The sequence below is a fragment of the Peribacillus sp. NPDC046944 genome (assembly GCF_050272735.1).
Classification (GTDB): Bacteria; Bacillota; Bacilli; order Bacillales; family DSM-1321; genus Peribacillus.
In genome coordinates this window covers 202,473-214,283 of the sequence record NZ_JBNNML010000005.1, presented here as the reverse complement: position 1 = coordinate 214,283, position 11,811 = coordinate 202,473, and the positions used below count along the sequence as shown (strand labels likewise).

Genomic DNA, 11,811 nt, shown 5'->3' with positions numbered 1-11,811 from the left:
GAGGGACGTTAATGGGGAAATTGTTAGAGGTCAATGATCTGCACATCACCTTCCATACGTATGCGGGTAAAGTGCAGGCTGTCCGAGGTGTGGACTTCCAGGTGGAAAAAGGGGAAGCCATTGGGATTGTAGGAGAGTCTGGGTGCGGAAAAAGCGTAACGGCAAAGTCCATAATGAAATTGTTGGAAACACCACCGGCACAGTATGAAAAAGGATCGATACTATTTAATGGAAAAGATCTCGTTAAAGCCAATGAAAAGGAAATGCAGAAAATTCGAGGCAATGACATCAGTATGATATTTCAAGATCCGATGACTTCGCTTAACCCGACAACCAAGATAGGCACTCAAATCATGGAGTCTATTTTAAAACATAAAGAAATCTCTCGTAAAGATGCATATGAAAGGGCCTTAGATACTTTAAAATTGGTGGGCATCCCCCAACCGGAAAAAAGGATGCAACAATATCCGCATGAGTTTTCGGGGGGGATGCGTCAGCGGGCAATGATCGCGATAGCCCTGGCCTGTGATCCACAATTATTAATTGCTGACGAGCCAACAACTGCATTGGATGTAACGATTCAAGCACAAATCTTAGAACTTATGAAAGATATTCAGCGAAGGATGGATACTTCTATTATCCTTATAACACATGATTTAGGTGTTGTTGCAGAAACCTGCGATCGCGTAATCGTAATGTATGCGGGCACGGTTGTGGAGACTGGAACGGTAGAAGCGATATTTGCAAATCCACAGCATCCCTATACAAAGGGTCTTCTCAAAACCGTGCCAAGGCTAGATATGGAAAAAACGGATCCGTTGATTCCAATCATTGGGTCTCCTCCCGATTTATTAGATCCACCAAAGGGCTGCCCCTTTTATCCAAGATGTGAATATGCAATGAAAGTATGCAAAGACCATAACCCGGAACTTGAAGAAGTGGAAGTGGGACAGACGGCAGCATGCTGGCTTCATCATCCGATGGCAAAAGCAACAAGAGATCAATCTACGACTACGGTATAAAGGAGGAGAATCATGGTTTCACTGAAAAATGAGTCATTAAAAGAAAAAGATCTCAGCAAAAGATCTCGTCTTGTTGAAATAAAAAATTTGAAGAAGTATTTTCCTATCGGTTCCGATTCGTTGAAAGCTGTTGATGGACTGGACCTTACGATATTTGAGGGGGAGACTGTTGGTCTAGTTGGGGAGAGCGGCTGTGGTAAATCCACGGCAGGACGTACAATCACACGACTATATGAGCCGACAGATGGAGAAGTCCTTTTTCAAGGGAAAAATATTTTTGATTATAAACAGGGGGAAATGTCGAAAGTCCGTCGAGAAATCCAAATGATTTTCCAAGATCCGTATGCATCGCTAAACCCTCGTATGAAAGTAGAGGAACTAATAGGAGAACCTCTTGCCATTCATGGGATTTTAAAAGGAAAAGAAAAAAAGAAGAGAGTAGAAGATTTGCTAAAGCTGGTTGGACTAAATCCTGAACATATCAGTCGGTTCCCACATGAATTCAGTGGCGGACAACGTCAGCGAATCGGGATTGCAAGGGCGTTAGCGCTAAATCCAAAATTCATTGTGTGTGATGAACCCATATCAGCTCTTGATGTATCCATCCAAGCCCAAGTAGTAAATTTACTCAAAGAATTGCAGAAGGAGATGGGGTTGACCTATTTATTCATCGCTCACGATTTATCAATGGTAAAGTATATCTCAGACCGTATTTTAGTTATGTACTTAGGTAGGATGATGGAACTTTCGGATAGTGATTCTCTTACTAAAGACCCGCTACATCCTTATACACAAGCGCTACTATCTGCTGTACCTATTCCGGATCCTACAGTTAAAAGGGAGCGGATTGTTTTGAAAGGTGATGTACCTAGTCCAATCAATCCGCCGAGCGGTTGTGTATTCCGTACACGTTGCCCAAAAGCCATGGAAGTGTGTTCCAGTGCCATACCAGAATGGAAAGAACAAAAGCCAGGGCACTTCGTTGCTTGCCATTTATACTGGTAAATCAAATAGTAAGACCGGTTGGCCTTTGTGCAACTGGTCTTTTTTACATCCAAGGGAGGAATCTCAACTAAATAGACAGAAAAAATTAAGGACTCTTATACTTAATTCTATCTTTTGGGAAATCAAACATATAAAATGTTATTATATGTAAAAATATTATTCGGTGTCTTTATGCTCTGTGAGATAAGGAGGAATAAAAGTGTATTCTACAATAAAAGCTGAAATTGTTGATCATGTTATGATAATTACACTCAATCGCCCTGAAAGAATGAATGCCTTTAATGAAAAAATGTGTCAAGAGCTGATTCAAGTCTTTGATAAAGCGGATGAAAATGATGAAGTACGGGCGATTATAATGACCGGTGCCGGAAAAGGGTATTGTTCTGGTATGGATTTGGAAAAAGGCGTGGAAACATTTATGGACCATACTCCTTTAGTGGAATATCGAGATGCTGGTGGGGTCTTATCATTACGAATATTTGATATGAAAAAACCAATTATTGCCGCAATTAATGGTTCTGCTATCGGGATTGGAATCACTATGACTTTACCGATGGATATCCGGCTTGCTTCATCTGATGCGGAAGTGAGCTTTGATTTTGCAAAGCGGGGGATTACGATGGAGGCCTGCAGTGGATGGTTCCTACCAAGACTCGTGGGCATGGGTAAGGCGACTGAATGGGTGTTTACCGGTAGAATGATTTCCGCACGAGAAGCGTATGAAGCAAGATTAGTAAACGAAGTTGTCGAGCCTGATCAGTTGATGGCTACAGCCATGAAAATTGCCAATGAGATAGCGGTAAATACCTCTTCTATTTCTGTTACATTATCTAGGCAACTAATGTGGACGATGCTGGGGGCCAATCATCCCCATGAATCACATAAAATTGAATCTAAAATGCTCCATTGGACTGGGAAACAAGCGGATGCACAAGAAGGGATTGGAGCTTATCTGGAAAATCGGAAGGCAAAATTTACGATGAAGAGCAGTACGGATATGCCACCGTTCTATCCCTGGGGTGTCGAATGAATAGGAGCAATTTCGATAATTTAATGAAGTAAACAGGCTTGTTATTGTACTTTTCGGAATAATTAGGGTTTCCGTTCTTAGTGTGTTATACTTTGGTTACCATTTACTAAACTTGTTTCGTGTACCCCATCAATTTGATGGGTTTTTTTTGATTTCTATAAAAAACAACAACAAAAATGGACTCTACGAGTAGAGTCCATTATATATGATGGATATTATTATGCTTTTTGAACGTTAGTAGCTTGGGGTCCACGTTGACCTTGCTCAACTTCAAAAGTAACTGATTGACCTTCGTCTAATGATTTGAAGCCTTCGCTTTGAATAGCTGAGAAATGTACGAATACATCGTCTCCGTTTTCGCGTTCGATGAAGCCGAATCCTTTTTCTGCGTTAAACCATTTTACTTTACCTTGTTCCATTTTTGTTGCCTCCTAGTGTGAATCCACACATTGTGTTACTACCCTTGCTCAATTTTCAGAAGGAAAGTGTTTCACTTATCAATCTTCAAGAACAAAAATAATTCTTTTTAAGAATAACAGATACTGTCGGATTTTGCAATGGATATAGTATTGATCCTTTTATTTACATGGTAAATCCCGTCAATAACCTTTTTTATAATTTAATAAATTGATTTCAGGGCTTTCACCAGAAAGGTAGTTCTTTAAATTCGGTATAAAGATTTCTTCAATTAGACGTTGATCGTAAAATTCAGTATTTCCTGAAGTGTGTGGAGTCATGATGACATTATCCATCTCCCATAATCGGCTAGTTTCTGGAAGTGGTTCAGTTTCAAATACATCAAGCCCCGCACCGGCAATCTGATGAGCGTCAAGGGCTTGTATCAAGTCGGTTTCAATTACGATTGGGCCACGACCAACATTAATGAAGAAAGCAGAGGACTTCATCGAGTTGAACTCATCTGTGCCGAACATATTCCTTGTTTTAGAGGTTAGAGGTAAAGTGACGATTACGTAATCACATTTAGGAAGAACATCTTGTAATTGGTCCTGTTTGAACATTTCATCCACGAATTCTTCTGGCATACCTGACTGGCGAACTCCGATGACCGTCATCCCGAAGGCTTTGGCAATCTTCGCCGTTTCTTTACCAATTTTCCCAACCCCTATGATTCCGATAGTCTTATTGTGAATTTCCTGTTTCATATGAGCGTGATGCCAGTTTTTTTTCTGTTGTTGTTTAACATACGTATCAATTTTTCTAGTGAAAGCAAGGAGTAAGCCGAAAATAGTTTCAGAAATAGGGTAGGCATGAACTCCATTTGCCGTCGTAATCTGAACATGATCTTTTTCAAGGATATCCAGTGGCAAAGCATTTACTCCTGCACTCCATGTCTGTACCCATTTTAAATTTTTTCCTTCCCCCTTGTATAATGGGTTGCTTCATTTCTGCTTTCCAACCTGCAATTATTTCAGCTTCATGAATATGATTCTTCCATATCGCTGGATTTCTCCCTATTATAATATTCCACTCCGGAATCAACTCTTTAATTTGATTCAGCAACTGTTCATTCAAGTCCTGGCTTATAATGATTTTCCGCTTATTCATTTAAATCCTCCCATCTAATTCACTTTTCTGAATTATACGTAAACTTCTTTGGGAATACAATGATAGTGCCTTTTATAGGCTATTTATATGTGAGGGAAATTTGAAGAGGAGATAAAAACTTTGATATTCACCATGATGGTTTATCACGGCGAACAAAATGTTTAAATATTCAATCGTTTACTATACAAAACGTCTAATGTAAAAAATCCGTTTAAAAAATATAATGAAAACAAGAAATATCTTTCGGATGGAATCAGAGGTCAAGAATGAAAAGGTGGGATCCAGCAACCGTAAAGAAAAAAGCGATTTATGGCTAAATACTCATACGAAATAGGGGTCGAAACATATCAGGTTCGACCTTTCTTTATAGAATAGAAAGGGGTGCAGAGGATTATGCAAGTTAAAAAAGAATTGAAGGATTTACAACAAATGGACGAAAAGTATATTTGGCATAATATGAAAGGTGCTGGACCAAATCCAGGAACGATGGTAGTTGAAAAAGGTAAAGGGGCTTGGATTACTGATATTGATGGAAATCGTTATCTGGATGGAATGTCTGGTTTATGGTGTGTCAATGTAGGATATGGAAGGGAAGAACTTGCTGAAGCAGCTTATGAACAGTTAAAGGAACTTCCCTATTCTCCTTTAACGAATAGTCATATTCCAGCTATTAAACTGGCAGAAAAATTGAATGATTGGCTCGGCGGTGATTATGTAATTTTCTTTTCCAACAGCGGTTCAGAAGCGAATGAAGCAGCATTTAAGATTGCAAGGCAGTATCATCAGCAAAAAGGGGAACATGGCCGTTATAAATTCATTTCTCGTTACAGGTCCTATCATGGGAATACAATGGGGGCGTTGGCAGCAACAGGTCAGGCACAGAGAAAATATAAATACGAACCGCTTGCTCCAGGTTTTCTTCATGTGACGCCTCCTGATTCATATCGAAATCCAGAGGACGAAAGTGGAGAGAAAAGTGCCTCTGAAATTGAACGTGCCATCACATGGGAATTGAGTGAAACTGTTGCTGCAGTTATTATGGAACCAATCATTACAGGTGGAGGTATTCTTATGCCTCCAGAGGGGTATATGAAGAAGGTTAAAGATATTTGCGATAAAAATGGCGTTTTGCTGATTTCAGATGAGGTGATTTGTGGTTTTGGTCGTACGGGTAAGAAGTTCGGTTTTATGAATTATGATGTACAGCCGGATATCATTACGATGGCAAAAGGGATTACAAGTGCCTATCTTCCTTTATCCGCAACGGCTGTCAAACGGGAAATATATGAGGCATATGTAGGTACAGAAGATTATGACCGTTTTCGGCATGTAAATACATTCGGTGGTAACCCTGCTTCTTGCGCACTCGCCTTAAAAAATATGGAAATCTATGAAAAAGAAAATTTGATTGAACGCTCGAAAGAACTAGGCCTTCGCCTTTTGCAGGATTTAGATGAAATGAAATCCCACCCTAATGTTGGTGACGTACGTGGTAAAGGCTTGTTAGTCGGAATTGAACTTGTAGAAGATAAGCAAACGAAAAAACCGATTGAATTATCCAAAATCAATAAAATTATTGCTTCTTGCAAGGAAAATGGATTGATCATCGGAAAAAATGGCGATACGGTAGCAGGTTTTAATAATGTATTGACACTAGCACCCCCGTTAAGTATCACCGAAAAGGATTATTCTTTCATCGTAACAACCTTAAAGCGAACTTTAGCTGAGTTTTAAAGATAGAAACGGAAATGTATTAAGGCGGAACAGAAGATATCTCATTCTGTTCTTTCTTTTTGTTTATTAGCCATTGGAAATGATATAATAAAAAATATTTTGTTTAAGGGTGCTTAGCGTTAAGTTAGCTCTCTTGTAAAGTAAAGAGATACAGGCCATTTTTCTTTATTAAATTGATAGTTTGATAGCACTTCATTTGAATGGAAGGGGCTATCAACTTTTTTGGTTTAAAAAAATGGTCTTTTTGGTACATAATAAAAGTATGTAGACAAGAACTAGAAAAATGATTAACTCTCAGAAGAGGTGTGGTTCATGAACAATGAAGAAATAACGAAAAAATTAACTTTACATACGCCTGTTATTTTAGGCAGTGGGGACTTTGCAAAATATGCAGTTTTAGTACCGCTTATCGAAAAGGAGGATGGCATACACGTCCTGTTTGAAGAGCGCTCACATCAATTGAGAAGGCAACCGGGGGATATTTGTTTTCCTGGTGGAAGAATTGATCATCTTGATATGGATGAGCAGACGGCTGCCCTTCGTGAAACGTACGAAGAACTAGGTGTGGCAAAAGAGGATATATATAATGTATTTCCAATCGATTATCTTGTATCCCCTTTTGGGATGATTGTGTACCCATATGTGGGATTTATCCGAGGTGATCAACCATTGGCACCCAACCCATCTGAAGTCGAAACGGTCTTTACTGTTCCACTTTCGTTTTTCATGGAAAAGCCCCCAGAGATATATCATGTGAATTTTAAAGTCGAGCCATTAGAAAACTTTCCACACGATTTAGTTGTTGGTGGAGAGAATTATAAATGGCAACCAAGACAGACGAAAGAATATTTCTACCAATATGAAGGCCGTGTCATTTGGGGAATGACGGCAACCATACTTACCCACTTTATTAAAATTCTACGTTAGACCCTTCTAAAGCACCTTTTCTTTATCAGTAAATCCAAATAAACTATATATATGGTAAAAAACGGTTTTTGATGAAGAGGGGGATGAGGGATGAGATACACGCTGAGACGATTGGAAATTGAACGAGAACAATCTATAGCAGAGCTTAAAAAATATAAAGTGAGCCATGAGTACTATGATGAAATAAAAGATTTGAAAAGTCGGGAAATTTATTATCTTGGCGGTCCCTGGACTAGGGAACACTTAAACTCCTTGTTAAGAAGTACTCATGTAAACCAGCCGAGTTACTCACCCCATCGTTTTTTATATCCATGGGTTGATCTTCAGGAAGATGGAAAGCTGAAAAGCTTGTATTCCGGTAAAGGTATGGATCCTGTCGAAGTCATAGAAGCAGATATTCGAGTTCTTGAACTGTTAACGAAAGGAAGTCAATCCTTTGAGGTTAATAGTATGTCTCTTAATTGTGAACATGTCGTTCCTCAATCATGGTTTAGTAAAAAAGAACCGATGAGAGGGGACTTACATCATTTATTTGCCTGTGAGCCAACTTGTAATAGTAGCCGCGGGAATTCCCCTTATCATGACTTTGTGGACTATTCCCCAGAACCTCAAGTACGAGGGATAAAAGCCGGATGTGGCAAAGCTGAAAAAGGAAAATTTGAGCCTGAATATGGAAAAGGAATCGTAGCGAGGGCCACTTTGTATTTTTTACTGCGATATGAAGGGATTATTGATCAAGAGAATATCGATATCAATCTATTATTGGACTGGCATCATCGTTTTCCGGTTAACTTATATGAAAAACATCGTAATCAGGCCATATTCGAAGTACAAGGGAATCGCAACCCATTTATCGATTTCCCCGAAATGGCAGGTGAGTGGACTTAAAAAGACGTTTGTTTTACGAACTAAAATATGTATGGACATGAGGTTAGGGTTTCTCTTGAATGTTATATTGAAAGAAGCCTACAGGATAATGAACTCAAAAAGGATTGAGCAGCTTCCACTGCTTCAATCCTTTTATTTTTTATATGGTATGAAAAGGGTTTAAAGAAACTTCACGCAAACTGGGAATGGCACTTGGATATCTTTTTGAAGTAACGTTAATTTACCATTTATATCATTTCGAGAAAACAACGTCAAGGTCCCTGATTCCTCATTAGAGGCAACAAGGAACTTCCCACTAGGATCAAGGGCGAAGTCACGTGGCCAGTGTCCTTCTGTTGAAACTAATTCAACCAAGGTTAGTTTTCCGGTTTTTTTATCGGTTTGGAAGACAGCGATGCTATCATGCCCACGATTTGCTGCATAAACGAACTCCCCATCCGCAGATATGTGGATCGCACTTCCTTGATTGTTTTCACGGAAATTTTCTGGGACTGTCCGGATGGTTTGCAATTCTGAAAAACTTCCATTTTGGGAATCGTACGCCAATACAATGACTTCAGGTGCAAGTTCTGTCATAACATAAGCGATTTTTCCATTAGGGTGGAAGGTTAGGTGTCTTGGCCCGCTTCCAGGAGTGACTGCCAAACTATTAACTTTTTCCAATACTCCATTATGTATTCCATATGTGTTTATTTGATCGATTCCAAGATCAACGACGGCAATGTATTTTTCATCAGGTGAAAAGCCTGCATAATGTGCATGTGCCTTTTCCTGACGCTCTTTGTTAGGTCCCATTCCGGTATGGCGTATCGTGGATGATACTGAAGCAGGTGTTGCGTCGGGGTTAAGTTTGTAAGCTTCGATAATCCCATCTCCGTAATTGGCTGTGACCAAAACATTTTTTTTGCTATCGATACTAATGTGGCAATAGGATCCATTAGGAGTTAGCTCCTTACCTAAGTAAGTAAGATCACCTGATCCTTCATCAATAGAGTATGCAGCAACACCGCCGCTACCGGCCTCTTTTAAGATGGCGTACAAATGTTTTTTGTCTTCACTAATCGTTACATAAGTAGGATCCTTTAATTCAGCAGCAAGGACGGGCGTTGTAATCTTCCCTTCGTTACTATCAAGTGTGAAACGATAAATGCCTTTACTGTCTCCTTTCGTATAAGTACCGATGTATCCGGTAAAGGTTTGTTTCGGATTTTCCATATTGATTCCCTCCTAGAAAGATAATGAGTTTATTTTAACATACGATGAACTCATATATCTTTCCCCGAATTTAATGGAGTTGAATCTTAATTAACAATAAAATTTTGCTGAAACAGAAAAAGGTACTCGTTTAGTGAAGATTTTATATGGTTTCGATTTTTTTAGATGTACTGGCTTGGTTTGATATATGTTGAAATGATGAAACTAAAAATAAGCCTTGTGTTGTTAATTTAATTTCAGGTATAACGGGAAGCGCTAAAAAAGCAAGCGTCAGGAATGGATTAAAGTGTCTGTTGGCACCAATCTTCAATAACCCGTGATTCATTTCCTTTAAGTTGTGTAAAACTTCCGCATACGTCCCTGTACTCATTAGTCCAGCAATCGGAAGAGGTAGGGAGGCAAGAGTTTTACCATCTTGGATAATGACTAATCCTCCCTGCATTTTTTTTATTTCCTCAGCAGCTACCAGCATATCCTGGTCATTCGTACCAGCGATAATTAAGTTGTGCGAGTCATGGGAAACCGTTGTGGCGATTGCACCTGATTGTAGGCCAAGACCCTTGACGATTCCAAGGCCGATTTTTTTTGTCTTTTGATGCCGTTCTATAACAGCAAGCTTTACGTGATCCATGGAGGGGGAAAATTGAAATAGGCCATTTTGATTGAGAGCGACCGGTTCGATTATATGTTTTGTAACTAGACTGTTCGGTATGATTTCAATAAGGTTGGCAAGGGCATTGTGTAAGGTTATATGAAAATCTATATCTGACAAATCTTGAAGGTGTACCGTCTGTGTTAATTTTTCCTCCAACTTGTGTTTCGGGGCTTCAGGGAAGTTCACTAACTGGCCATCTTTAGAAACTAGTTTGCCATCTTTAAAAACGGATTGAATTTGGATGGATTGGAGATCTTCGAATAATAGAAAGTCGGCTTTATATCCAGGTGCAATGGCACCATGTTCTCTTAACCCGAAGCATTCGGCGGCATTTATTGTTGCCATTTGAATCGCGGTCAGAGCGGGGATTCCTTCTTCTATGGCAATTCTGACATTGTGGTCAATGCTACCTTCAGTTACAAGATCATCTAGGTGGCGATCATCGGTGACGAATAAACAACGGCGGGAATTTTGTTCAGTAACGGCAGGGAGCAGATTTCGTAAGTCTTTTGCTACAGTTCCCTCCCGAATCATAAGATACATTCCTTTCCGTAGTCGGTCTCTTGCTTCCTTTGCGGTGGTGCATTCGTGATCGGTTTGGATACCGGCAGCCATATATATATTGAGTTGCTGTTCAGTAAGTCCGGCAGCGTGACCATCAATCTTTTTTTCATTCTTGTATGCATCGATGATTTTTTGAATCATATCATCATCTGCATTGGATACGGCTGGGAAGTTCATCACTTCAGCTAAACCAAGCACCCGCGGATTTTTGTAAAAAGAATATAAGTCTTCACTTTTTAAAACAGCGCCCGCATCCTCGAAGTCAGTTGCCGGAACACAAGATGGCATCATAAAGTAAAAGTCGAAAGGGAGGTGATCCGATTGTTCAATCATATATTGTATCCCTTTCCTTCCTGATACATTGGCGATCTCGTGTGGGTCCGCCACGACGCAAGTTACTCCATGTAAAAGTAGAACTTTGGCCAGTTCAGAAGGCCGTACCATGGATGATTCAATATGAACATGTCCGTCGATAAATGTAGGTGATACGTATTTACCTGCGGCATTTATTTCAGAGATTCCCTCGTAATTCCCAATACCTGCAATATAACCATCTACTATAGCAACGTCGCCAGTATAAATTTCCCCATTGAATACATCAATGATTTTCCCATTTTTAATGACGTAATCAGCAGGTATTCTACCTGCTGCAACGTCCATTCTCTTTTTCATTAAGTGTGATTTCAAAGAGACCTCCTCCTCATCTGGACTTAGGCTTATTGTCAGTATTCCACTTTAACTGCTTGAGATTCCCATGTGCGGAATGGTAAATCATGGTCGGTGAAATCTATACGATGCATGGCGATGGAGCGGTTTTCCATTGGGATCGCAAGCTCTTGATAAATAAAATCGTCATCAAACCCGATTTGAGCTGCATCTTGTTTTGTACAAGAATAATAGATTGCTTTAGGTCGTGCCCAATAAAGAGCACCAATACACATCGGGCAGGGCTCACAACTAGTATAGATTTCACAATCTGTAAGCTGAAAGCTGTTCAGGTTTTTACAAGCATCGCGAATAGCTTGGATTTCAGCATGTGCAGTGGGGTCAAGCGCCGTAGTGACATTATTGCAGCCTCTTCCTATAATGACCCCATCTTTTACGATCACGGCTCCGAAAGGACCACCGTTTTGTTTCTTCACATTTTCAGTAGCCAGTTGCACTGCCATTTCCATGAATTTTATATTCATCTAAAACACCCCTCC

General features: G+C 39.8%; 10 protein-coding genes and 1 pseudogene. 6 read left to right on the top strand and 5 right to left on the bottom strand.

Translation table 11 applies throughout. From position 1 onward, the window contains the following. The first annotated feature begins 11 nt into the window (after positions 1 to 11). The 3 genes from ACQKIC_RS11520 (at position 12) to ACQKIC_RS11510 (ending at position 3,057) form a co-directional block, all read left to right on the top strand. Positions 12 to 1,022 carry an ABC transporter ATP-binding protein gene (locus ACQKIC_RS11520; protein WP_402868665.1) on the top strand — a complete coding sequence of 337 codons (1,011 nt, stop codon included), beginning with the start codon at positions 12 to 14 and terminating at the stop codon, positions 1,020 to 1,022. A gap of 12 nt (positions 1,023 to 1,034) precedes the next feature. Then, a complete protein-coding gene (locus tag ACQKIC_RS11515; RefSeq protein ID WP_402868663.1) occupies positions 1,035 to 2,027 on the top strand; it encodes an ABC transporter ATP-binding protein in 993 nt (330 codons plus the stop codon). 199 nt (positions 2,028 to 2,226) lie between these two features. Continuing rightward, positions 2,227 to 3,057: an enoyl-CoA hydratase-related protein gene (locus tag ACQKIC_RS11510; protein WP_427591238.1), complete on the top strand. Its 831-nt coding sequence runs from the start codon at positions 2,227 to 2,229 to the stop codon at positions 3,055 to 3,057. A gap of 218 nt (positions 3,058 to 3,275) precedes the next feature. Here ACQKIC_RS11510 and ACQKIC_RS11505 read toward each other — a convergent pair whose 3' ends face one another. Together ACQKIC_RS11505 and ACQKIC_RS11500 are read right to left on the bottom strand one after the other, a co-directional pair. Next, on the bottom strand, positions 3,276 to 3,476 hold the full coding sequence (locus ACQKIC_RS11505) for a cold-shock protein (RefSeq protein ID WP_071349777.1): 201 nt from the start codon (positions 3,474 to 3,476) through the stop codon (positions 3,276 to 3,278). Between the two features lie 180 nt (positions 3,477 to 3,656). Beyond that, a pseudogene (locus ACQKIC_RS11500) lies at positions 3,657 to 4,623 on the bottom strand (D-2-hydroxyacid dehydrogenase). Between the two features lie 393 nt (positions 4,624 to 5,016). On the opposite strand from ACQKIC_RS11500, the gene ACQKIC_RS11495 reads away from it, so the two are divergent. The 3 genes from ACQKIC_RS11495 (at position 5,017) to ACQKIC_RS11485 (ending at position 8,172) form a co-directional block, all read left to right on the top strand. Further along, positions 5,017 to 6,357 (top strand): aspartate aminotransferase family protein, encoded by a 1,341-nt coding sequence (locus ACQKIC_RS11495; RefSeq protein WP_427591239.1) that lies wholly within the window; start codon positions 5,017 to 5,019, stop codon positions 6,355 to 6,357. Positions 6,358 to 6,669: 312 nt separating this feature from the next. Next, positions 6,670 to 7,284, top strand: a complete 615-nt coding sequence (locus ACQKIC_RS11490) for an NUDIX hydrolase (protein ID WP_402868655.1) — start codon at positions 6,670 to 6,672, stop codon at positions 7,282 to 7,284. Positions 7,285 to 7,374: 90 nt separating this feature from the next. Then, positions 7,375 to 8,172 (top strand): endonuclease I family protein, encoded by a 798-nt coding sequence (locus ACQKIC_RS11485; protein WP_402988500.1) that lies wholly within the window; start codon positions 7,375 to 7,377, stop codon positions 8,170 to 8,172. Between the two features lie 159 nt (positions 8,173 to 8,331). Here ACQKIC_RS11485 and ACQKIC_RS11480 read toward each other — a convergent pair whose 3' ends face one another. From ACQKIC_RS11480 to ACQKIC_RS11470, 3 genes are all read right to left on the bottom strand, one after another. Next, positions 8,332 to 9,393: a lactonase family protein gene (locus tag ACQKIC_RS11480; protein WP_402988815.1), complete on the bottom strand. Its 1,062-nt coding sequence runs from the start codon at positions 9,391 to 9,393 to the stop codon at positions 8,332 to 8,334. Between the two features lie 136 nt (positions 9,394 to 9,529). Next, a complete protein-coding gene (ade, locus tag ACQKIC_RS11475) occupies positions 9,530 to 11,293 on the bottom strand; it encodes an adenine deaminase (RefSeq protein ID WP_427591240.1) in 1,764 nt (587 codons plus the stop codon). A 35-nt stretch (positions 11,294 to 11,328) separates the two neighbouring features. Further along, complete coding sequence (locus ACQKIC_RS11470) at positions 11,329 to 11,781, bottom strand: nucleoside deaminase (RefSeq protein ID WP_427668635.1); 453 nt, start codon at positions 11,779 to 11,781, stop codon at positions 11,329 to 11,331. Between the last annotated feature and the right edge of the window lie 30 nt (positions 11,782 to 11,811).

Bases quoted from the DNA above. Each gene is read 5' to 3' on its own strand.
- ACQKIC_RS11485 (WP_402988500.1), top strand. From the start codon at position 7,375: ATGAGATACACGCTGAGACGATTGGAAATTGAACGAGAACAATCTATA.
- ACQKIC_RS11505 (WP_071349777.1), bottom strand. From the start codon at position 3,476: ATGGAACAAGGTAAAGTAAAATGGTTTAACGCAGAAAAAGGATTCGGC.
- ACQKIC_RS11495 (WP_427591239.1), top strand. From the start codon at position 5,017: ATGCAAGTTAAAAAAGAATTGAAGGATTTACAACAAATGGACGAAAAG.
- ACQKIC_RS11490 (WP_402868655.1), top strand. From the start codon at position 6,670: ATGAACAATGAAGAAATAACGAAAAAATTAACTTTACATACGCCTGTT.
- ACQKIC_RS11470 (WP_427668635.1), bottom strand. From the start codon at position 11,781: ATGGAAATGGCAGTGCAACTGGCTACTGAAAATGTGAAGAAACAAAAC.
- ACQKIC_RS11520 (WP_402868665.1), top strand. From the start codon at position 12: ATGGGGAAATTGTTAGAGGTCAATGATCTGCACATCACCTTCCATACG.
- ACQKIC_RS11515 (WP_402868663.1), top strand. From the start codon at position 1,035: ATGGTTTCACTGAAAAATGAGTCATTAAAAGAAAAAGATCTCAGCAAA.